15 protein-coding genes are annotated in these 22,805 nt (G+C 72.7%); 9 read left to right on the top strand and 6 right to left on the bottom strand.

Features of this window, described 5'->3' with window-relative positions:
• Positions 1-93: 93 nt before the first annotated feature.
• Complete coding sequence (locus tag BLW57_RS23615; RefSeq protein ID WP_093477233.1) at positions 94-591, top strand: MarR family winged helix-turn-helix transcriptional regulator; 498 nt, start codon at positions 94-96, stop codon at positions 589-591.
• On the opposite strand, the gene BLW57_RS42460 is transcribed toward BLW57_RS23615, so the two are convergent.
• Positions 539-2,284: a glycosyltransferase family 39 protein gene (locus BLW57_RS42460; RefSeq protein ID WP_256339563.1), complete on the bottom strand. Its 1,746-nt coding sequence runs from the start codon at positions 2,282-2,284 to the stop codon at positions 539-541. The two genes, BLW57_RS23615 and BLW57_RS42460, sit on opposite strands and share 53 nt — an antisense overlap.
• A 160-nt stretch (positions 2,285-2,444) precedes the next feature.
• Between BLW57_RS42460 and BLW57_RS23605 the strand changes: the two genes are divergently transcribed.
• The 3 genes from BLW57_RS23605 (at position 2,445) to galE (ending at position 6,435) form a co-directional block, all read left to right on the top strand.
• Complete coding sequence (locus BLW57_RS23605; RefSeq protein WP_176985696.1) at positions 2,445-3,716, top strand: glycosyltransferase 87 family protein; 1,272 nt, start codon at positions 2,445-2,447, stop codon at positions 3,714-3,716.
• Between the two features lie 44 nt (positions 3,717-3,760).
• Positions 3,761-5,371 carry a glycosyltransferase family 2 protein gene (locus BLW57_RS23600; RefSeq protein WP_093480840.1) on the top strand — a complete coding sequence of 537 codons (1,611 nt, stop codon included), beginning with the start codon at positions 3,761-3,763 and terminating at the stop codon, positions 5,369-5,371.
• A gap of 83 nt (positions 5,372-5,454) precedes the next feature.
• Positions 5,455-6,435 (top strand): UDP-glucose 4-epimerase GalE, encoded by a 981-nt coding sequence (gene galE, locus BLW57_RS23595; protein ID WP_093477228.1) that lies wholly within the window; start codon positions 5,455-5,457, stop codon positions 6,433-6,435.
• Between the two features lie 87 nt (positions 6,436-6,522).
• Here the strand turns inward: galE and BLW57_RS23590 are convergent, their stop codons facing one another.
• Entirely contained in the window at positions 6,523-7,149 is a 627-nt protein-coding gene (locus BLW57_RS23590; protein ID WP_093480839.1) for a TetR/AcrR family transcriptional regulator, read from the bottom strand.
• Between the two features lie 203 nt (positions 7,150-7,352).
• On the opposite strand from BLW57_RS23590, the gene BLW57_RS23585 reads away from it, so the two are divergent.
• The 4 genes from BLW57_RS23585 (at position 7,353) to BLW57_RS23570 (ending at position 13,164) form a co-directional block, all read left to right on the top strand.
• The gene (locus BLW57_RS23585) at positions 7,353-8,267 is read left to right on the top strand and encodes an ABC transporter permease (protein ID WP_093477225.1); all 915 of its coding nucleotides are present in this window, start codon (positions 7,353-7,355) and stop codon (positions 8,265-8,267) included.
• Complete coding sequence (locus BLW57_RS23580; RefSeq protein ID WP_093477222.1) at positions 8,260-9,150, top strand: ABC transporter ATP-binding protein; 891 nt, start codon at positions 8,260-8,262, stop codon at positions 9,148-9,150. The genes BLW57_RS23585 and BLW57_RS23580 overlap by 8 nt, the downstream gene beginning before the upstream one ends.
• 112 nt (positions 9,151-9,262) lie before the next feature.
• A complete protein-coding gene (locus BLW57_RS23575; RefSeq protein WP_093477219.1) occupies positions 9,263-11,503 on the top strand; it encodes a CDP-glycerol glycerophosphotransferase family protein in 2,241 nt (746 codons plus the stop codon).
• Entirely contained in the window at positions 11,500-13,164 is a 1,665-nt protein-coding gene (locus BLW57_RS23570; RefSeq protein WP_093477216.1) for a glycosyltransferase family 2 protein, read from the top strand. Before BLW57_RS23575 ends, BLW57_RS23570 begins: the two co-directional genes overlap by 4 nt.
• Before the next feature lie 65 nt (positions 13,165-13,229).
• Here the strand turns inward: BLW57_RS23570 and BLW57_RS23565 are convergent, their stop codons facing one another.
• On the bottom strand, positions 13,230-14,738 hold the full coding sequence (locus BLW57_RS23565; RefSeq protein ID WP_256339562.1) for a hypothetical protein: 1,509 nt from the start codon (positions 14,736-14,738) through the stop codon (positions 13,230-13,232).
• Between the two features lie 176 nt (positions 14,739-14,914).
• On the bottom strand, positions 14,915-19,858 hold the full coding sequence (locus BLW57_RS23560; protein WP_093477212.1) for an NAD-glutamate dehydrogenase: 4,944 nt from the start codon (positions 19,856-19,858) through the stop codon (positions 14,915-14,917).
• Positions 19,859-20,467: 609 nt separating this feature from the next.
• Between BLW57_RS23560 and BLW57_RS23555 the strand changes: the two genes are divergently transcribed.
• Positions 20,468-21,034, top strand: coding sequence for a DJ-1/PfpI family protein (locus BLW57_RS23555; protein ID WP_093477210.1), 567 nt, complete (start codon positions 20,468-20,470; stop codon positions 21,032-21,034).
• Between the two features lie 355 nt (positions 21,035-21,389).
• On the opposite strand, the gene BLW57_RS23550 is transcribed toward BLW57_RS23555, so the two are convergent.
• On the bottom strand, positions 21,390-22,055 hold the full coding sequence (locus BLW57_RS23550) for an HAD family hydrolase (RefSeq protein WP_093477207.1): 666 nt from the start codon (positions 22,053-22,055) through the stop codon (positions 21,390-21,392).
• A 48-nt stretch (positions 22,056-22,103) separates the two neighbouring features.
• The gene (locus BLW57_RS23545) at positions 22,104-22,616 is read right to left on the bottom strand and encodes a DUF6912 family protein (RefSeq protein ID WP_093477205.1); all 513 of its coding nucleotides are present in this window, start codon (positions 22,614-22,616) and stop codon (positions 22,104-22,106) included.
• Positions 22,617-22,805: the final 189 nt, after the last annotated feature.

Raw genomic sequence — 22,805 nt, 5'->3', positions numbered from 1 at the left:
GCGTCGAGCCGTTGGCGGTCCGTCGCGAGTACGAGTAGAGCACACAATTAAGTTGCGCACAACTAAATAGGTCGCAAGAGCTACCCTGGAGGCATGACCGCCTCGCCCACCCCGCAGACCCCCGCCGCCGCCGGCAGCGACTGGCTCCGCCTGGACCGCCAGATCTGTTTCTCCCTGCACGCCGCCTCCCGCGCCTTCAACGGCGTCTACCGCGTGATCCTCAAGGACCTCGGCCTCACCTACCCCCAGTACCTCGTGATGCTGGTCCTCTGGGAACACGGCGACCTGCCCGTGAAGAAGCTCGGTGAACATCTGCGGCTCGACTCCGGCACGCTGTCCCCGCTGGTCAAGCGGCTGGAGGGGGCCGGTCTCGTACGCCGCGAGCGCAGCGCGCGGGACGAGCGGTCCGTGCAGGTGCGTCTCACCGAGGAGGGCGGGGCGCTGCGCGAGCGGGCCCTGGAGGTGCCGCGGCGGATCGCGGCGGCGACCGGCTTCGACCTGGCGGAGATCGGCGAGCTGCGCGAACGCCTCGACCGGCTCACCCTCGCGCTCGACGCGGCGGCGTCGGCGGAAGCGGCGGAGGCCCGCTAGCGCGGCGGACGTAGAGCCGTACGGTCACCCCGTCCCGGACGGTCTCCTCGCCGGGCACGAACTCCGTCCGCAGAACGGCGAGTTTGACGCGTTCGGCGGGGTTGCGCGGGGTCCAGCCGCCGGCGAGCAGCGCCTGGTCGGCGACGACCCGGACCCGGTCCAGCCGGGACAGCCTGCGGCGCAGCTCATCGGGTCCGGCCTCACGGCCGTACAGGGTCCCGGACGCGGCGGCGCCCTCCACCAGGGCCACGTCCCGCATGCCGCGGAACGCCCCCGGGTAGGTGAGGGCCACGTTGCGCGTCTGCACCGGCAGGAACAGCACCGGATCCCCGGGCCCCACCGCCCGGGCGGCCGCCCGGGAGACGGCCGCGAGGTCGTCCGGACGCCGGCCGGGACTGCGGTCGGCCTGGAGAAGAGGGAGCTGCTGGAGCAGCACGACGGCGACCGCCACCACCCCGGCGACGGCCCCCACCGGGGCCCGCCCCCGCGAGGCAGCCGGCACCGGCACCAGGTCACTGTGCGGCGCCGGGTCCGGCGGGGGCACCAGGTCGAACCGCGCCGCCGAGCCGGTCGAGGGCACCGAACCGGGAAGCGACACCAGGCCGGGCCGATCCCCCGGGACGAACGGCGGCGTCGGGCGCCGCTCGGCCCACAGCCGTCCCGCGGCCCCGGCCACCCGCTCCGCTCCGCACGCCACCAGCAGGGGGGCGCCGCCGAGGGCGTACAGCACGTAGCGGTCGACGTACAGCGGGGAGATCTGGGACAGCAGCATCAGCACCCCCGGCGGCACCACCGCCAACGGCAGCGCCACCCCCGCACAGGTGATCTCGCCCCGCCGCCGCACCAGCCCCGCGAGCCCGAGCAGGGCCAGCCCCAGGCACACCCGGTACACCCCGTCCGCCGGTCCCAGGAACAACCGCAGCAGCCCCTCCGCCGTGTCCGCCGTCGGCCTGCGCAGCCAGGCGACCTGTGCCGCCTGCCCGCGGGACACGAGGACCATCGGCAGCAGCGACAAGGCGACCGCGACCGCCGCCCGCCCCCAGCCCCGCCACACGTCCCTCCCGGCCCGGGCGAGCGCCAGCGACACCGCGTGGGCGAGCAGCAGCAGCACCGCGAACTCGTGCAGCCAGCAGGTGACGCCGAGGACGGTGCCGTACGCGCACCACGAGCCCGCGCGGGCGGCCCGGACGAAGAGCAGGGTCGCCCCGGTGGCGCCGGCCGCGACCAGGGCGTACGAGCGGCCCTCCTGCGCGTAGTGACCGGCCATCGGGGCGACGGCGTAGAGCAGTCCGGCCCACAGTCCGACGCGCGGCCGGACCAGCCGGGTGCCGAGCGCGGACACCAGAGCGGCCGTCACCGCCGCCGCGCACACCGACGGGAGCCGCAGCACGACCTCGCCGGGATGGACGGCGAGGACGGCGTGCATCACGAGGTAGTACAGGCCGTGCACCGCGTCCACGTCGTGCAGCAGCCGCCAGATCTGCGGCACCGTCCGGCGCCCGACCTGGAAGGTGACCGCCTCGTCGCGCCACATGCCGCCCCGGTCGAGCCCCCACAGCCCGATCGCCAGTATCACCAGCGCGGGCACACCCACGGACAGCGCGCGGCGGGCCCGCGCGCCGGGCACCCGGCACGACACGTACGCCGAGGCCGGGTCCGGAGTACCGATCGGCGGCTGCGTCGTTGCACCCATAAGGGCGGCAGCCGTCGCTCCAGCCGCCCGGCGTGACTGCTGTTTCACAGGAAGCCCGAGGTTCACCACGGCCCGATCTTTTGCGATTAGCCAACCTTTGCCGCGCATTGACGGCGTATCGGCATGGATACACCATCCGTACCGCTTAGGCTCCCATGTGATGAACCGTCTCCGTGTCACCCCCGGCCCGGTCCTCGCCCTCACCTCCCTCTGGCTCGCCGGCCGCGCGCTGATGCTGTGGCTGCTCGTCCACGACAGCTCCCCGCTGCTCGGCGGCGGTTCGGTGGCCCGCGAGGTGCGGCGGCTGTACTTCCACTGGTACGGCGTCCTCGCGCACGGTTCCTTCCCGGCGCACGACACGCTGTGGCAGTACCCGCCGGGCGCCGGACCGGTCCTGCTGGCGCCGGGCCTGCTCCCAGGGCTGACGTACTTCCAGGCCTTCGTGACGCTGACCCTGGCCGCGGACGCGCTGATCGCGGCGGCCCTGCTCCGCGCGGGCACCCGGCCCGGGCGCAGCCTGCGCGGCGCCGCCCTGTGGGCGGGCGGTCTGCCGCTGCTGCTGCACGTCCCGCTCGCCCGGTACGACATCGAGGTCACCGCCCTCGCCGTGCTCTGCCTGCTGACGGTCGCGCGCTCCCCGCGCGCGGGCGGGGTGTTCGGGGCGCTGGGCGGGCTGGTGAAGGTGTGGCCGGCGCTCGCGCTGCTCGGCACGCCCCCCGGACGGGTGACCCGCACGGCGTGGACGTGGGCGGCGACGGCCGGGACCGCCGCCCTCGGACTGCTGGCCCTGTCGTTCAACGACCCGTTCTCCTTCGTGCGGGAGCAGGGCGGCCGCGGGGTGCAGATCGAGTCGCTCGGCGGGACCGCGCTCAACCTCGCGCGGCACGCCGGCTGGCCCGGCCGGCACCGCTACCAGTACGGCGCGGTCGAGCTGATCGGCCCGCACGTGGCCGCCGTCGCGGCCGCCTCCCTCGCGCTCACGGCGGCCGCCTTCGGGCTGCTGGTGCTGTGGCGGGTGCGGGCGCGCCGCTGGACCGAGGCGACACCGTTCGACGCCGCGCTGAGCGCGGTGCTGCTGTTCACCGTCACCAGCCGGGTCATCAGCCCGCAGTACATGATCTGGCTGCTCGGGCTCGCGGCCGTGTGCCTGACCTCGCGGCACACCAGCCAGCGCCCGGCGGCGGTGCTGATCCTCGCGGCGTCGGCGCTGAGCACGGTGGCGTTCCCGATGTGCTACCAGGACGTGGTCGACGGCACCTGGACCGGTTGTCTGCTGATGCTGGCCCGCAACGTGCTGCTGGCGGCCGCAGCGGTGCTGTCCTTCGTGCGGCTGTGGCGTGCCGCGAGACCGCCGGCCGTGAAGAACCTGCCGCTGATGGAACCCCGGCCCGGTTCCGACCGTCTTCCGGACCGAGCACTAACTGTCTCTTAACCGGGTATTACTGAACATTTCTACGCTCCCGGCCCGTGGACCTCATGCATTCAAACTCGTCAGACCAGCACCCGGCGCCGCAGGTCGCCGTCGTCGTCATCGGCTACAACGACCGTGCCCACGTGGGCGATGCGGTGCGTTCGGCCCTCGACCAGGGCAGCGCGGTCGCCGAGGTGATCGCCGTGGACGACCGCTCCACCGACGGCAGCGCCGAGCTGCTCGGCCGGCTGGCCGCCGGCGAGCCCCGGGTGCGGGTGGTGCGCCGGGAGGTGAACAGCGGCGGCTGCGGCAGCCCCCGCAACACCGGGATCGACGCGGTGACGGCGCCGTACGTCATGTTCCTGGACAGCGACGACGTCCTGCCGCCGGGCGCGGTGGGCGCGCTGCTGGCCGCGGCGGCCGCGGCGAAGGCCGAGGTGGCGAGCGGCCTGTGCGTGCGCCGGGAGCTGCCGTCGGGCCGCGAACAGCCGTGGCAGCCGTCGCTCTACACGGCGCCCGCCGTCCTCGCGCGCCCCTCCCAGCGCCCGCGCCTGGTCCACGACACGCTGTGCGTCAACAAGCTGTACCGCACCGACTTCCTGCGCGGGCACGGCATCCGCTTCCCCGAGGGCCGTTTCCTGTACGAGGACTTCGTCTTCACCGCGCGCGTCCTGGCCGCCGGCCCACGCGTCGCGCTCGTACCGGACCCGGTGTACGTGTGGCACGTGCGCCGGTCGGCCGAGCGGCTGTCGCTCTCCCTGGACCGGGAGCACATCGACAACTGGAAGGCGCGCGTCGAGGCCTGCGCGCTGGCGTACGACGTCCTGCTGGGCGCCGGGCAGAAGGAGCTGGCGCGGGCGGCGCGGGCCAAGTTCCTCGACCACGACGTGCGCATGTACGTGCGCGAACTGGGGTTGCGCGACGCGGACTACCGGCGCGCGTGGTGGACGCACACCCGTGAGTACCTCGCGCGCTACGACGCCGACGACTGGGAGCGGAACCCCGCCGCTCCCGGCCCGCTGCTGGCCCGGGTCGTCCTGGCGTCGCCCGAGCCGCGCGACCTGGCCCGGCTGCGCGAACTCGCCGCCCGTCCGGCGCGGCTGCTCCCGCCCTGCGCCCGCGACGCCGACGGCATCCCCGTCTGGTCCGCGGACCTCTCCGAGGTCACCCTGACCCCCCTGCTCACCCGTCCGGTTCGTCTGCTGCCGCTGGCGGTGGACGCGGAACTGCGCCCTCGTGCACGTGCCTCGCTCCTGCGTCTGCGGCTGCACGAGCTGTACGGGAGGGTGGCCGGGGCGGGCCCGCGGGAGGTGGACGTGCGCTGGCAGTCCCGGGAGGACGACCGGACGGCCGGGCGGACGACGGCGGCTCTCGCGCCGGCCGGCGCCGGCACCTGGTCGGCGGTGGTGCCGGTCGACCTGGCCGGGCTCGGCGCGGGCGTCTGGGACCTGCGGCTGACCCTCCGGTTCGCGGACGGCGGGCGGCGGGAGGTCACGGCGCACGCTCTCGCGGGCGCCGGCCGGCTGCGCCGGCGCGCCGTCCCGAACGCCCGGCACGGGGTGCTCCTGGTGCAGCCGTACGCGACCCACTCCGGCGCGCTGTCCCTGCGCGTGGCCGCGGGACCGCGCGGAGTCGCCGAGGTGGTCCGCGGCCGGCTGCGCCGCCTGCTTCACTGAGAGACCCCGGCTGCCTGTCCGACACCGGGGACCGAGACGACCGGGACCGGGACGACCGGGACCAGGACGAGGGGACGGCCGCAATGACCTGGCTGATCACCGGCGGCGCCGGCTACATCGGGGCGCACGTCGTTCGGGCGATGGCCGAGGCGGGTGAGCGCACGGTCGTGTACGACGACCTGTCCACGGGCGTAGCCGCGCGCGTACCGGCCGAGGTGCCCCTGGTCGAGGGTTCGACCCTGGACGCGGGGCTCGTGGCCCGCACGCTCGCCGAGCACCGGATCACCGGGGTGGTCCACCTGGCGGCGAAGAAGCAGGTCGGCGAGTCGGTGGACCTTCCGCTGCACTACTACCGCGAGAACGTCGAGGGCCTGCGGGTGCTGCTGGAGGCGGTGACGGCGGCGGAGGTGCCGTCCTTCCTCTTCTCCTCCTCGGCGGCCGTCTACGGCATGCCGGACGTGGACCTGGTGACGGAGGAGACCCCCTGCCACCCGATGTCGCCCTACGGCGAGACGAAGCTGGCCGGCGAATGGCTGGTCCGCGCCACGGGCCGGGCTACGGGCCTGGCCACCGCGTCGCTGCGCTACTTCAACGTGGCGGGCGCGGCGGCCCCCGACCTCGCCGACACCGGCGTGTTCAACCTGATCCCGATGGTCTTCGAGAAGCTCACCGAGGGCGCGCCGCCGCGGATCTTCGGCGACGACTACCCGACGCCGGACGGCACCTGCGTGCGCGACTACATCCATGTGGTGGACCTGGCGGAGGCTCATGTCGCCGTCGCCCGTGCGCTGGGGTCCGCCCCCGGCACCGGCCTGACCCTGAACATCGGCCGCGGGGAGGGCGTCTCCGTGCGGGAGATGATCGACCGCATCAACGCGGTCACCGGCTACGACCGTCCCCCGACCGTCACCCCGCGCCGCCCCGGCGACCCCGCCCGCGTCGTCGCCTCCGCCGACCGGATCGCGACGGAACTGGGCTGGCAGGCCAAGTACGACGTCCAGGACATGATCGCGTCGGCCTGGGAGGGCTGGGTGCGGCACCACCCGGAGGCGGCGCGCTCGTAGGAGCGCGCTCCTAGGACCGCTCCGGGGCGACGGGCCGGGCGCCGGGGGACCGCGCTGCTCGGCGGCGCCGGCCCGGCGCCGCGACCGTCACAGCGCCTTGAGCGCGCCCGCCGTGGCGCGGGCCAGCCGCTCCAGGTACCCCTTGGGGAGTTTCGGGGCGCGGGTCACCACCGAGCGCCAGTACAGGGGGCCGGAGATCAGGTCCAGCGTCAGGTCGGCGTCGATGCCCTCGCGGACCTCGCCCCGCTCCACCGCCGCCGCCACGATCTTGCTGGCCACGCCCTCCTGGCCGTCCCTCAGGGCCTTCTGGAAGGCCTCGGCGATCTCGGGGTTGCGGGCCGCCTCGGCCTGGAGGTCGGGGATGATCTGCGAGGCCACGGGATGGCGCAGGGCGCGGGACGTGACCTCGTAGAGCAGGCGCAGATCGCCTTCCAGGGAGCCCGTGTCGGGGACCGGGAAGCCGAGGACCGCCATCGCCGAGACGACGTCCAGCACCAGATGCAGCTTCGAACGCCAGCGCCGGTACACCGCCGTCTTGCCCACGCCCGCCCGGCGGGCGATGCCCTCGATGGACATGCGCGCGTAGCCGACGGCCGCGAGTTCCTCGAAGACCGCGGCCCGGATGGCCTCGGTCACGTCCTCCCGGAGCACGGCGGCCCCGGCGGGCGCCCGGCGGCGTGGACGCGTCGGCGGCTCGTCGGCGTTCGTCGTCATACCGAACAGCATAGGGCGTTACGACGAAACGGTTGCGTTCCGACGTTCATTGGGCCTACGCTCGCGTCACGACGATACGGTCCCGTCCCGACGTAAGAGAACATGAAGAGAACCGTAAGGAAACGCCGGACGACGGGCACGGACACGGCAGCCCCGGAGACGGCCGGGCGCAGCACCCCCTCCCCCGAGCGAAAGCAGCGGATGTGAGCCAGGTACTCCACACACCGCCCCCCACCCGGGCCCCCGCCGACGACGACCTCACGGCGCTCGCGCTCCGGCATGGACTGTCGGTCAGCGGCGCCCGCCCGACCCTGCCGGAGTACGTCCGCCAGCTGTGGGCCCGGCGCCACTTCATCGCCGCGTTCTCCACCGCCAAGCTCACCGCGCAGTACAGCCAGGCCAAGCTCGGCCAGGTCTGGCAGGTCATGACCCCGCTGCTGAACGCGGCGGTCTACTACTTCATCTTCGGCGTGCTGCTCAACACCAAGCACAACGTGCCGGACTACGTGCCGTTCCTGGTCACCGGCGTGTTCATCTGGACGTTCACGCAGAGCTCGATCATGGCGGGCACCCGCGCGATCGCCGGCAACCTCGGCCTGGTCCGCGCCCTGCACTTCCCGCGCGCAGCGCTGCCGATCTCCTTCGCGCTCCAGCAGCTCCAGCAGCTGCTGTTCTCGATGGCGGCACTGGTCGTCATCCTGCTCTGCTTCGGCGTGCCGGTCGCCGCCTCCTGGGTGCTGGCGCTCCCGGTGCTCGTCCTGCAGTTCACGTTCAACGCCGGCGTGTCCATGATCATGGCGCGCATGGGCGCCAGGACCCCGGACATCGCCCAGCTGATGCCCTTCGTGCTGCGCACCTGGATGTACGTGTCCGGGGTGATGTGGAGCATCGACAAGATCACCAAGGGCGACGAGCTGCCCCACGTGGTCACCATCCTGCTCCAGCTCAACCCGGCCGCCGTCTACATCGACCTGATGCGGTTCGCCCTGATCGACAGCTTCCACGCCCACCAGCTGCCCCCGCACGTGTGGGCGGCGGCCACGGGCTGGTCCCTGCTCGCGGGCGTCGGCGGCTTCATCTACTTCTGGAAGGCTGAGGAGACGTACGGCCGTGGCTGAGCACACCGAGAAGATCCCCACCGTCGTCGCCCACGACGTCGACATCGTCTACCGGGTCAACGGCACCGGCGCGGGCCGCGGCACCGCCACCGCCGCCCTCAACCGCATGCTGCGCCGCAAGCAGACCGAGAAGGCGTCCGGCGTCCGCCGGGTGCACGCGGTGAAGAAGGTGTCGTTCGCCGCCTACAAGGGCGAGGCCGTCGGGCTCATCGGCACCAACGGTTCCGGCAAGTCCACCCTGCTCAAGGCGGTCGCCGGACTGCTCCCGGTGGAGAACGGCCACATCTACACCGACGGCCAGCCCTCCCTGCTCGGCGTCAACGCCGCCCTGATGAACGACCTCACGGGCGAGCGCAACGTCCACCTCGGCGGTCTCGCGATGGGCATGTCCCGGGAGCAGATCAAGGAGCGCTACCAGGACATCGTCGACTTCTCCGGGATCAATGAGAAGGGCGACTTCATCACCCTGCCGATGCGCACCTACTCCTCCGGCATGGCGGCCCGGCTGCGGTTCTCCATCGCCGCCGCCAAGGACCACGACGTCCTGCTGATCGACGAGGCCCTCGCCACCGGCGACCGGTCCTTCCAGAAGCGCTCCGAGGCGCGGATCCGCGAACTGCGCCGGCACGCGGGCACGGTCTTCCTGGTCAGCCACAACAACAAGTCGATCCGTGACACCTGCGAGCGGGTCCTGTGGCTGGAGCGCGGCGAGCTGCGCATGGACGGGCCGACGGAGGACGTCATGAAGGAGTACGAGGCCTTCACCGGCGACAAGAAGCCCGCCCCGAAGAAGCCGGCCGCCAAGAAGCCCGCGCCGAAGGCGGACACCGCCGAGACGGGGGTCCCGCAACCGGGCGCGCCGAAAGTCTCTCTTCCTTCCTGAGTCCGGTTCACACGCACGGCCCACACTTGGGGCCTTGTTTTCCCTTTCATACGCTTAATGACGGTATGTTGTGAAGGGAGTCCGGAGCCGACGAGCCGAAGGAGCCCCAGTGATGCCCCGTCTCAGCGTGATCGTCTACGGACCGAACGCACAGGGGCATCTGACCGAACTGCTCGACTCACTGGAGGCCCACCCGCTCCCCGACGCCGAGGTGATCGTCGCCGCGGTCGGCGACTGGGCGCAGGAGACGGCCGGACGCCACGCCCCCGAGACGCTCGTCGTGCCGCTGCCGGAGGGCACCGGCGACGCGGCGGCCCGGGCGGCCGGCGCGGCCCGCGCGTCCGGCCGCTGGCTGCACTTCGTGCACGCCAAGGACGGCCTGCCGGCCGGCGCGCCCCGTCTGATCGCCGAGCGGGCCGCCGAACTCGACGCCGCGGCGGGCCCCGAGACGTCCGGGACCGCTGACGCCCCCGCCGCCCCGGTCGACGTGCTCCTCTTCGACCACGTCACCACCACCTGGCAGACCGCCGCCACGCCCTCCCGCGACGGCCGCCACCTCGCCGCCGTCGGCCGCGAGAGCCGCACCCTGGACGGACGCGCCGACCTGATGCGCCTCGCCCCGCTGCTCGGCAACCGCGTTCTGCGCGCCGACTTCTGGCGGGCGAACGAAGCGCGGTTCACCACCGACGACGAACCGCTCGCCGCCCACACGGTCCTGCTGCTCGCCGACCGGATCGCCTGCCTGAACCAGGTGGCGTACGAGAACCGCGTGCTGCGCCCCGAGAGCCTGCCGCCGCGCGCCCCCGCGCACCGGCTCGCGCTCATCGACCGCTACGAGTCCCTGCTGCCGCTCGCCAGAAACCGCCGTACCGTCCACGCGGTGCTGTACGACCTGATGGTGCGGGACCTGGTGCGCACCTTCGCCCGCGAGGACCTGCCCGAGCCGGTGGCCCGGGAGTTCTTCCGCCGCGCCTCCCTGGCCGCGGTCCGCTGGCGCCCCGAGGGCCACCAGCGCCCACCGGGCCTCGAAGGCGTGCGGCACGCCCTGCTGGAGGAGGGCGCCTACACCAGGTACCGCGCGTTCCAGGCCGGCAACCGCGCCCGCCGCGCCGCCCGCACGGCCGTCCGCTCCCGCAAGCGCCGGGTGGGCACCAAGGTCCGCGACCACCGGTACCGCCGCGCCCTGAGCCGGCCCGTCGACCCCGAACTGGCCGTGTTCGCCGCCTACTGGGACCGCGGGGTGGCCTGCAACCCGGCCGCGATCGCCGCCGAGCTCGCCGAACTGGCGCCGCACATCCGCCGGGTGTGGGTGGTGAGCAAGGACAACGCGGCCCTGCTGCCGCCCGGCACGGACCACGTCGTCCCGGGCACCCGGCGCTACTGGGAGACCATGGCGAGCGCCAAGTACCTGACGAACAACGTCAACTTCCCGGGCGCGGTGGTCAAACGCCCCGACGCGATCCACCTCCAGACCCACCACGGCACCCCGCTCAAGCGCATGGGCCTGGACCAGATGGACCACCCGGCCGCCGCCAAGGGCCTGGACTTCGCGGCCCTGCTCGGCCGCATCGACAAGTGGGACTACAGCGTCAGCGCCAACAGCCACTCGACCCGGATGTGGGAGCGCGCCTACCCGGCCCGGTACACCTCCCTCGACCACGGCTACCCGCGCAACGACGTCTTCTACACGGCCACGGCCGCCGACGTCCGCGCCGCCCGCGCCCGCCTCGGCATCGCCCCGGGCAGGACGGCCGTCCTCTACGCGCCCACCCACCGCGACTACGAGGCCGGGTTCACCCCGCGCCTCGACCTCGCCGCCCTCGCGGACCGCCTCGGCGAGAACACCGTCCTCCTCGTCCGCGCCCACTACTTCTACGGCGGCGCGGCCTCCCCGCTGACCGGACTGCGCCGGTCCGGCCGGATCATCGACGTCTCCTCCTACGACCCGGTCGAGGAACTGTGCCTGGCCGCCGACGCGCTGGTCACGGACTACTCGTCGATCATGTTCGACTACGCCAACCTGGACCGCCCGATCGTCATCCACGCCGACGACTGGGAGACCTACCGCACCACCCGCGGCGTCTACTTCGACCTGATGGCCGAACACCCCGGCCAGGTGGCCCGCAGCCAGGAGGAACTGACGGAGATCTTCGCCTCCGGCGCCTGGCGCGACGAGAGCGCGGCGAAGGCACGGGCGACGTTCCGGCGCCGGTTCTGCGAGTACGACGACGGCCGCGCCGCCGAGCGGGTCGTACGGCGGGTGTTCCTCGGCGAACCCGAGGAGGCGCTGCCCCCGGTGCTCCCGCTGGAGGAACGAACGCCCGCCCCGACCCCCGAGGAGGCCACGGCATGACGAGCCCCGACGTCACCGTCACGGTCATCGTCTACAACGACGCGGCCCGCCTCCCCCGCGCGGTCGCCTCCCTGCGGGCGCAGACGCACACCGACATCGAGATCGTCATCAGCGACGACCACTCCACCGACGACACGCCCGCCGTGGCACGGGAGCTGGCGGCGCAGGACCACCGCATCCGCTACCTGCGCCTGCCGGAGAACAGCGGCGGCTGCAGCGCCCCGCGCAACCGGGCCATCGAGATCGCCCGGGCTCCGTACTTGATGTTCCTCGACAGCGACGACGAACTCCCGCCCCGCGCGATCGAGTTGCTGCTGGCCGCGCACCGCGAGCGCGAGGTGGACTTCACCATGGGCGCGGTGCGGCGGGTCCGGGTGGACAACGGGCGCCGCTCCACGTGGATGCCGCACGTGGTCGCCGAGCGCCGCACCGTGGAGGGCATCGACGCCGACCCGCGGCTCTTCTTCGAGCACCTGTCCACGAGCAAGATGTACGCCCGGGCCTTCCTGGACCGCCACGAGCTGCGCTTCCCCGAGGGCATCCACTACGAGGACCAGCTGTTCTCGGCGCAGGCGTACTGTCTGGCCGAAGCGTTCACGATCATCCCGGACCCGGTGTACACCTGGTACATCGAGCCGTTCGCGGCGGCGGACTCCGCGTCCATCTCCAACCAGCGGCACAAGATCTCCAACGTCCGCGACCGCGTCCACGTCCAGCGCCTGATCGACGACTTCCTCGTCGGCAGCGGGCACGCGGGGCTGCGGGAGGACAAGGACTACAAGTTCCTCAAGCACGACTTCCGGATGTACGCGGGCGACCTGCCCTTCCGGGACGATGAGTGGCTGGACTCCTTCACCGGGATCATGAACCCCTACCTGGACACCCTGGCCCCCGGCGCGTACGCCCGGCTGCCCCGCCCGGAACGGGTGGTGCTGCGACTGCTGCGGGACGGCCGCACCGACGACGCCCGGCTCGCGGCCCGGGGCCTCGGGCACGGGGTGGCGCCCCGCCACACCACCTCCGACGACTCCGGTGTCCCGTACTGGGGCGACCGGGTGCCCGACTCGGCCGAGGCGCGGCGTGAACTGGACCTGTCCGACCTGGAGCTGGACACCCGCCCGTTCCCCAGCGCGCAGTTCCGGCACGAGATCACCGAGCTGACCCCGGGCACGGGCGCGTCCCTCACCCTCGCCGTCCGTACGTACGACCCCGGGCTCCGTCTGCCCGTCGGCCCGCAGCGTGCCGGCCTGCTGCTGGCTCCCGGCGGGCGCCGGATGACGGTCCCCTTCCGGCTGGACCCGGTGCGTCCCGGAGTCTTCGAGGGCACCGTCCGCCTGGACCTCGCCGCCGCCCCGATCCCCCTGCAGGGCTTCGAGGGCGTGCGCCACCCGATGGTCCGCCTGCAACAGCAGGGGCTGTCCCACACGGGTCTGCTGCTGGCCCCCCTCGACTTCCCCGCGCGCACCGCCCGCGTCGACTACCGCTCCGGCACGATCCCGCACGAGGTCACGGCCGAACCGGAGGGCCGCAGCCCCGGCCGGCTGCAACTGCGCTGGCGGCCGGTGGGAGTGACGGCCCACGTGGTCCGCCCGGTGGTCCGCCGCCTGGCCCGCCCGAAGGTACGCAAGGCGGCGAAGCTGCTGTCCAGCCTGCTGCGGTGAGGGGCCCGGTCCCGCGGCGGCGAGCCCGGTGCCGGTGAGCGGACACCCCCGCGTTCGCGGACCGCTCAGGGCACCACGCGGTACAGGACCTGGCCGCCCGGGCCCGCGGTGACCTTCCGCAGGCCGGGCCCGGCGAGGCTCTCCGGTCCCACCACCCACCGCACCCCGTACTCCCGTGCGATCCCGCGCCGTTCCGCGGGGGACCCGCCGAAGTACCGGGAGACCGCCGCCGCCCTCCGGTCCGCGTCCGCGAGGAACACGTCCGGATAGCCGGGCGCCACCGTGTACGGCCCGTACGCGGGGATCTGCCGCGCCGGGAACGTGCGCGCCATCACCACGTCCCCGTACCGCACGCCCGCCCGCATGATCCACTGGTAACCGGCCCACGGCGTCCGGTACTTCGCGGCGACCGCGGCGGGCAGCCGGTCCCGCGGGACGACGTACCCGAGCGTCCCGGCCTGCGTCCACGCCCCGACCGCCAGCGCCGCGCCCAGCACGCACGCCCACCCGGCCCGCACCGCCCGCCGCCCGGCCGACACCGTCTCCAGCGCGGCCGCCAGCTGGGCCGGGATCAGTGCCGCGGGCAGGGCACGGCCCCACGAGTAGTGGCCGGTCAGCCCGCCCGCGGCGAACACCAGCACACCGAGCGCGAAGAACAGCACCAGGGGATCCCGGCGGTCGCGGCGCGCGCGGCACGCCAGGGCCACCACGCCGAGCAGCACCAGCCCGAACCGCGCGGCCAGGTGCTGGTACAGCGGCCGGTGGATCGCCTCCAGGTCCGCCCCGGCGGAGAACAGGGCGAAGAAGTCGTAACAGGGCCACAGCCACAGCACGACCAGCCCCGAGGCGAGCGCGGCTCCCAGGCCCGGCAGCACCGCCCGCGCGGGCCGCGCCGCGAGCACCACGGCCGCCGCGCCCAGCGACGCCACGACGCCGGTGAACTGGTGGCACAGCAGGATCAGGGCCCACAGCACACCGAGCGCCACCCAGGTCCCCCACGCCGCCGTCCCGCGCACCGCGCGCGTCAGCCACGCCCAGAAGTGGAACCCGAGCCCCAGCGCGAGGACACTCGGGTACGACACCGTCAGCGCCAGGGAGTTCAGGCCGAGGAAGCCGCTCCATTCGAACAGCAGCGGGCCCCACAGGAGGAGCAGGCTCAGCAACGCCAGCGGGGGCGCGGCCCGGTGGGAACTCAGGGTGCGGACGTACCGCAGGACACCCGTGACCAGCAGCCCGAGTCCGACGAGCGCGCCGATGCGCAGCACGACGAACACCGACAGACCCGTGAGCCTGGCCAGAGCGCCGAGCACCAGCATCCACGGCGAGTAGTACGGACTCGGTGTGTCGGCGTCGACCAGCGGGTTGCCGGGGTCCAGGAGACTGTGCCGCAGCCGCTGGACCGTGGCCGCGTGCATGCCGAGGTCGCCCGCCCACGGCAGGCGGACGATCACCAGGAGCAGCAGCACCAGGACGAGCGCGGCGGCGACCTGAGGCAGTGACCGGCCGGCCCGCGCGGTGCCGTTCGCGGGCGCTGTCCGGCTCACCGGCTCCAGGTCAGACGGCGCGGGACGCATCCTGCGGGCATGTCTCGACGGGGTTCGGTGTCACACCGCAGACCCTATCCGAATCGGACCCACCAGCAGGAAACGGTAAATTCACCGCCCGTCCCCGGCAAGGAGCCGGCGAGGAGCGGGCAAGAAAGAAGGCGCCCCGGGCCGCGATGTGCCCGGGGCGCCTGCGTGCCGTACGGCTACGAGTGCGTGCGCAGCAGCGTCCGCATCGTGCGCATCGCCACCGACAGGTTGGCGAGGTCGAACGAGTCCGAACCGCGGATCTCGTCCAGGGTCGTGCGCGCCCGGCCCAGGATGGCCGTGTTCTTCTGCTCCCACGCCGTGAACCGCTGCTCGGGCGACGAGGCGCCGTTGCCGACGGCGAAGACGTCCGCAGTGAGCGCCGCGTGGGCCGCGTACAGGTCCTCACGGATGGAGGCGCGGGCCATGGACTGCCAGCGGTCGGCACGGGGCAGCTCGATGATGCGGTCCATCAGCTGGGTGATGTGCAGCCGGTCGGCGAGGTCGTAGTAGATCTCCGCGACGTCGAGCGGCTCCTTGCCCATGCGGTCGGCCACCGAGACGATGTCGAGCGCCGGGAAGGCGGAGGAGAACCCGGCCACCCGGGTGGCCACCTCGTCCGGCACGCCGGCCGCGGACAGCTCGTCGTACACGTGCTGGTACCACTCCAGGTCCGCGCCCTTCAGCAGCTTCGGCAGCTGCTGCCAGACCTGCTGGACCCGCTCCGCGAAGAACTCGACCGTCTCGGCGAGCTGCAGCGGCTGCGGCCGGTTGTTGAGCAGCCAGCGGGTGCCGCGCTCGACCAGCCGGCGCGAGTGCAGCCGGATGCGGGTCTGGACGGCCGCGTCGACCGTGTTGTCCAGAGCCTCCACCGCGTCCCACACCGGTGCGGAGCAGAAGATCGTGCGGGCCACGGTCTGGGCGCGGACGATCTCCTCCAGCGAGGCGCCTGTCTCCTCGCGCAGACGGTGCAGGTATGTCGTACCGCCCGTGTTGACCGTGTCGTTGACCAGCACGGTCGTGGTGATCTCACGGCGCAGCGGGTGGTTGTCGATGGCCTCGGCGAACCGCTCGCGCAGCGCGGTCGGGAAGTACGCGTGCAGCAGGGTGCGCAGGTACGGGTCGTCCGGCAGGGAGGTGTGCAGCAGTTCCTCGGCGACCGTGATCTTCGTGTACGCCAGCACGACGGCCGTCTCGGGGCCGGTCAGGCCGTGGCCCTGGCCGAGGCGCTCGCGGATCTGCCGGTCGCTCGGCAGGAACTCCAGCGCCCGGTCCAGGTGGCCCTCGCGCACCAGGTGGCGGATGAACCGCTGCTGGGCGTGGAGCATGTCCTTGGCCTGCAGGAGCGCGTTGGCGAGGGCGGTGTTCTGCGCGTAGTTGTTGCGCAGGACCAGCGCGCCGACCTCGTCGGTCATCTCGGCGAGCAGCTTGTTGCGCTGCTTCACGGTCATGTCGCCCTCGGCGACGAGGCCGTTCAGCAGGATCTTGATGTTCACCTCGTGGTCGGAGGTGTCCACGCCGGCGCTGTTGTCGATGGCGTCGGTGTTGATCTTCCCGCCGTGCGTCGCGAACTCGATGCGGCCGAGCTGGGTCAGGCCCAGGTTGCCGCCCTCGCCGACGACCTTGACGCGCAGGTCGGCGCCGTCGACGCGGATGGCGTCGTTGGCCTTGTCGCCGACGTCCGCGTTCGACTCCGTCGAGGACTTCACGTACGTGCCGATGCCGCCGTTCCACAGGAGGTCGACCGGCGCCTCGAGGATCGCCTTCATCAGGTCGGCCGGGGTCATCTTGGAGATCTTCTCCTCGATGCCCAGAGCATCCCGGATGTGCGCGTTCAGCGTGATCGCCTTGGCACTGCGCGGGAAGATCCCGCCGCCCGCCGACAGCAGCGCCGTGTCGTAGTCGGCCCAGCTGGAGCGGGGCAGCTCGAACAGGCGGCGACGCTCGGCGTAGGAGGTGGCCGCGTCCGGGTTCGGGTCGATGAAGATGTGCCGGTGGTCGAAGGCGGCGACCAGGCGGATGTGCTCCGAGAGCAGCATGCCGTTGCCGAACACGTCACCGGACATGTCGCCGATGCCGACGACCGTGAAGTCCTCGCTCTGCGTGTCCACGCCCAGCTCGCGGAAGTGCCGCTTCACGGACTCCCAGGCGCCGCGCGCGGTGATGCCCATGCCCTTGTGGTCGTAACCGGCCGAGCCGCCGGAGGCGAAGGCGTCACCGAGCCAGAAGTTGTACTTCTCGGCGACGCCGTTGGCGATGTCCGAGAAGGTCGCGGTGCCCTTGTCGGCGGCGACCACCAGGTAGGTGTCGTCGCCGTCGTGCCGGACCACGTCCTGCGGCGGCACGACCTCGCCGGCCACCATGTTGTCGGTGATGTCGAGCAGCGCCGAGATGAACGTCTTGTAGCTGGCGATGCCCTCGGCCAGCCAGGCGTCGCGGTCCACGGCCGGGTCCGGCAGCTGCTTGGCGACGAAGCCGCCCTTGGCGCCGACCGGCACGATGACCGTGTTCTTCACCATCTGCGCCTTGACCAGGCCGAGGATCTCCGTGCGGAAGTCCTCGCGCCGGTCGGACCAGCGCAGACCGCCTCGGGCGACCTTGCCGAAGCGCAGGTGCACGCCTTCGACGCGCGGCGAGTACACCCAGATCTCGTACGCCGGGCGCGGGGCCGGCAGGTCCGGGATGGCCTGCGGGTCGAACTTCATGGAGACGTAGTCGTGCGGCTTGGCGCCGAGCGTCTCCTGGAAGAAGTTCGTGCGCAGGGTCGCCTTGATGACGGTCAGGAAGGACCGCAGGATGCGGTCCTCGTCCAGGCTCGCCACCTGGTCCAGGGCCGCGTCGACCTCTTCGAGGAGGGCGTCGATCAGCTCCAGGCCGGCCTTCTGCCGCTCCGGGGACATCCGCGCCTCGAACAGGGAGACGAGGAGCCGTGTGGTGTGGACGTTGTCGCGGAGGGTGTCCTCCATGTAGTCCTGCGAGAACGTCGAACCGGCCTGCCGCAGGTACTTGGCGTAGGCACGCAGCACCATCGCCTGCCGCCAGGTCAGACCGGCGCTCAGCACCAGGGCGTTGAAGCCGTCGTTCTCCGCCTTGCCGGTCCAGGTCGCGGCGAACGCCTCCTGGAACCGCTCACGGCCGTCGTCGCCGAGGTAGTCGCCGTTGCCGCCGCCGAGCGACTTCGGCATGCGCAGACCGAAGTCGTAGATCCAGGCGGTGGTGCGGTCCGCGCAGCGCAGCTCGTACGGCCGCTCGTCGGTCACCTCGACACCCAGCATGCTGAGCACCGGCAGGACCTTGGAGAGGGAGACCGTGCCGCCCTTCTGGTAGATCTTGAAACGGCGCTCGTCGGGCGCGGCACCCACCGGCTCGTACAGGCTCAGCGAGAAGGTCTTGTCCTCGCTCAGCTGCTCCAGGTGGACGAGGTCGGCCACCGCGGCGCGCGGCGAGTGGTCGGCCTTGTACCCCTCGGGGAAGGAGTGGTTGTAGCGGCGCAGCACCTCGGCCGCGTGCTCCTCGCCGCACTCGGCGGTCAGCGCCTCGGCGAACGCGTCGGTCCAGGAGCGGGCCGCCTCCACCAGGCGGGTCTCGATGCGCTCCTTGTCGGCGTCGGACAGCTGGGGCAGCTCGGTGCCCTGCGGGACGCGGACGACGAAGTGCAGCCGGGACAGGATCGACTCGGTGTTCCAGGCCGTGAAGTCGACGCTGATGCCGCCGAGCTCCTCCTTCAGGATGTCGATGATCCGCAGGCGGACACCCGTGGTGTAGCGGTCGCGCGGCAGGTAGACGAGGGCCGAGTAGTAGCGGCCGTACTCGTCCTGGCGCAGGTACAGCCGCAGCCGGCGGCGCTCCTGGAGGTAGAGGACGCTCGTCGCGATGGCCTGGAGCTCCGCGGCCGGAGTCTGGAACAGCTCGTCGCGCGGGTAGGTCTCCAGGATCTGGAGCAGGTCGCGGCCGTCGTGGCTGTGGGGCGAGAACCCGGCGCGCGCCAGCACCTCGTCGACCTTGCGGCGGATCACCGGGACCCGGCGCACGGACTCGGTGTACGCGGCGGAGGAGAACAGGCCGAGGAAGCGGCGCTCGCCGACGACGTTGCCGTCCGCGTCGAACTTCTTGACGCCGATGTAGTCCAGGTACGACGGCCGGTGCACGGTGGCGCGGCTGTTGGCCTTGGTCAGCACCAGCAGTTTGTGCTCGCGGGCCTTGGCCCGGGCGTCGGCGGGCAGCCGCTCGAAGGAGGGGCTGACCGGGTGCTGCTCGTCCTCGGCGTGGTGCGGGTCCGAACGCAGTATGCCGAGACCGGTGCCGGCCACGGCGGCGAGCGTGTCGTCCTCGCGCAGCTGGTACTCGCGGTAGCCGAGGAACGTGAAGTGGTCGTCGGACAGCCAGCGCAGCAGCTCGCGGGCTTCTTCGATCTCGGGCTTCGCCAGGTCGCCGGGGGCGGGCTCGCCCTCCAGGCCGTCGGCGATCCGGATCGCCGTGTCCCGCATCTTCTCCCAGTCCTCGACGGCCTCACGGACGTCGGACAGGACGCGCAGCAGGTCGAGGGAGATCTGCTTCAGGTCGGCGCGGTCGGTCTCCCGGTCGATCTCGACGTGGATCCAGGACTCGACGTGCGCGTCGTGCGGGAGGTCACCGGTGGCCGGGGTCGGCAGGACCTCGATCAACTTGCCGGTGACGTCGCGCCGGACGACGAACTGCGGGTGGATCACGACGTGGATGCCGCGCCCCTGCCGGGTCAGCTCATTGGTGACCGAGTCGACGAGGAAGGGCATGTCGTCGGTGACGACCTCCACCACGGTGTGGCTGCAGGTCCACCCGTTCTCCTCGACGGTCGGGGTGTGCACCCGGACGTTCGCGGTGCCCTGCGGGCGGTTCTCGGCGAGCCGGTAGTGCGAGAGCGCTGCGCCGAAGGCGTCGACCGGGTCGCGGTCGGCGAGGTCTTCCGGCGCGGTGTGCAGGTAGTAGCGCTGGAGGAACGTGAGCACGGATTCGCTGTCCGGGGTGCCGGGAGCGCCCTCGTTCGTCGTCCCGGTCGGTAGGTGCCCCCCGACCGGGCTGTTCTCAGCTACCCGGGCGGCCCTCTCGAGCAGCTCGGCCTTGGCTTCGTCCAGCTTGGTCTGCATTGTCCTCTGACTCCTGTCGCGCGCCGTTGCGTGACGTAGAAGGAAGTACGGTCTCTTTCCCTGCGACACGACGCCACGTCCCGGGGTGTCCGGTCGGTTCCGACGCTATGCCGCGAGGTGAGAGGAGCGGGGGGTATTCGGCCATTCTCGACAGATCCGACGGCTGAGACGCCTGTCGTGGCGCCGCCGTGTCCAGGGGTGTCCTCGGCTTCCGGGAGGCGTCCATGCCTCCGTCCCGCCCGCGAAGACCAGCGACCGCCGCCCGGTCACGGAGGTGTTCCGTGCAACCCGGGCGCAGGGCAGGGACACGGAGGTCCCCGCGAGATATCGCGCTGATCACGCCATAAGGCTATCGCTCCTCACCCCGGACCCGTCATGAGCCGTATGTGTACAAAACCGAGGGGGGAACTTTGACGTTCTGCACAGCGCCGGGACGGGGACCCTTGGCGTATCCGGTCGGCCGGAGTCGCCCGACCGGTCGCGTTCCGCTATCCACAGCCGCACCCTGAAAACGACGGGCCCCCTTGGCAAGCAAGCCCGGCGGAGGCACGTTGCCCAGGGCGGCGCGGACGGTGCGGCCGTCCCGGAGTCTGCCTCGGAGGAGCCGACATGCCCGCGAAGATCCTCATCGTCACCGGAGACGCAGCGGAGTCCCTGGAAGTCCTCTACCCCTACCAGCGCCTGCGCGAGGAGGGCTACGAGGTCCACATCGCGGCCCCCACCCGCAAGACCCTCCGCTTCGTCGTGCACGACTTCGAGCCCGGTTTCGACACCTACACCGAGAAACCCGGCTACACCTGGCCCGCCGACCTCGCCTTCTCCGAGGTCGACCCCGGCGAGTACGCGGCCCTCGTCATCCCGGGCGGCCGGGCTCCCGAGTACCTCCGCAACGACCCCGAACTGCGCAAGATCCTCAAGGCGTTCTTCGACTCCGACAAGCCGGTCGCCCAGATCTGCCACGGGCCGCTGCTCACCGCCGCGATCGACAGCCTGCGCGGGCGCCGGGTCACGGCCTACCCCGCCCTGGAACTCGACATGCAGGCGGCCGGCGCGGGCTTCCAGGACGCCGAGGCGGTCGTCGACGGCACCCTCGTCTCCGCCCGTGCCTGGCCGGACCACCCGGCCTGGATGCGAGAGTTCCTGACAGTACTCCGCGCCAAGGCCCCGGCGAACTGAGCGGGCGGCGACCGGCGGGGCGGGCCGTCGCACCCCTGGGCTCGGCGCCCACCCGCAGGCCTCCGCCTGACCTGGCCGCGGGCAGTCGTGCCGCTGGGCCGGCGCCCACCCGGCGGCCGGCGTGCCGCCGCTGCGGGCAGTCGTGCCGCTCGGGGCGGCACGGGTGGGCGCAGCGGCACCCCGCGAGCGCGGGCAAGCGAACCGTCCCTCGCCCAGCCACAGCGCAGGCGAACCGTCACCCGCCCGGGGACAGGCACCGGGCACCGAGCAGCCCCGCCACGACGGGCTCAGGCGCAGCAACCATCCCGCCGAGCGGCACAGGCCGTGTACGGACCTCCCGCACCCGCCGGCAGGCCTACGCGATCCGCTGAGCCTCCGCCACCGCTTCCTCCAGCGTGTCCACGACCGGCACGCCGACCGACTCCAGGCTCGCCCGGCTGTGCGACCCCCCGGTGTACAGCACCGCCCGCGCCCCCACGTGCCTCGCCGCGACGGCGTCGTCCGCCGCGTCCCCGATCACCACCGTGCGCGCCGGGTCCGCCACACCGGTCAGCGCCTCGAGATGCCGCACCATGTGCTCGGACTTGCTCCCGCCCGACGGCCCCGTCCGCCCGTCGACCCGCAGGAAATGCGCCTCGATCCCGAAGCCCCGCACCAGCGGCACCAACTCGGCGTGACCGTACATGCTCAGCAGCGACTGGCTGCGCCCCGACGACCGCCACCCCGCGAGCAGCTCGGCCGCCCCCGCCGTGAGCCCGCAGCGCACCCGGTGCTCGGCGTAGTACCGGTGGAACACGCCGTCCATCAGCTCCCACTCGGCGTCGGTCGGCAGCCGGCCGAGCAACCGCTCGTAGAACTTCGGCACCGGCACGCAGTACAGCGAGCGGTACTGCTCCAGCGTGATCGGCGGGAGCCCCAGCTCCGCAAAGGCCGCGTTGGTCGCGCCGATGATCGCGTCGTTGTCGTGGAACAGGGTGCCGTTCCAGTCCCAGACGATGTGCGCGCTTGCCTGCATCCCCATGTCCAAGACCGTACCCGCCGGCACCGACAGGCGGTGCGGCCTCCCAGGTCAGGCCGGTCGGACCAGGCTGGGGATCTCCTGCGTGGCGTACCAGAGCAGCTCGTGGTCGTCCGCGCCGTCCACAGCGGGCTGCGCGTCGTCGTCGCCGCCCTCGGCCGCCTCCAGCGCCTCCGCCGCCGCGGCGACGTCCGTCTCCGCGTCGTCCGCGTCCACGTGCACCGCGGCCGCCTTGGCGAGTGGCACCGTCGGCGTCACGGTGACCTCGCCGAGCGCGGCCGGATCGGCACTGCGGTCCGGGCCGGCGGTGACGGCGCCGTCGGGCACGTCCACCGCGACCACGACCCGGCGTCGCACCGCGCCCGGCTCGGCCGCGAGCAGCCGCAGCGAGGCCAGCGCCGCCCTGCCGAGCGCCGCGTACTCCAGTTCCTCGGTGTCCTCGGAGGAGTACCACTCGCGCAGCGCGGGGGTGACGGCGTACGCGGCGAAGGGGCCGCTCCCCAGCTCACCCGTCCTGTGCGCCTCGGCGAGACCGGGGAGGGTCAGGGGGACGTAGACGCGCATGGCTGGCAGCTCTTTCCTGAAGGCTTCGCTGAGGCCCCGGGGACCCGGCTGGCACGCCTCCCGGAGGGCCTTCAGGATACGTGCGTCCGTCCCCTTTCGAGCCCGTCCCCACCCTCCGGACGGCGTCCACCCCATGCCTCCCCCTTCACCCGGTGCCGCCGCCAGGACACGGGCCCGCCGGGCCGCCCG

Source organism: Streptomyces sp. 1222.5, from assembly GCF_900105245.1.
Classification (GTDB): Bacteria; Actinomycetota; Actinomycetes; order Streptomycetales; family Streptomycetaceae; genus Streptomyces; species Streptomyces albidocamelliae.
Note: the sequence above shows the minus strand (reverse complement) of the source record. Positions and strands in the feature narration are given on the sequence as shown.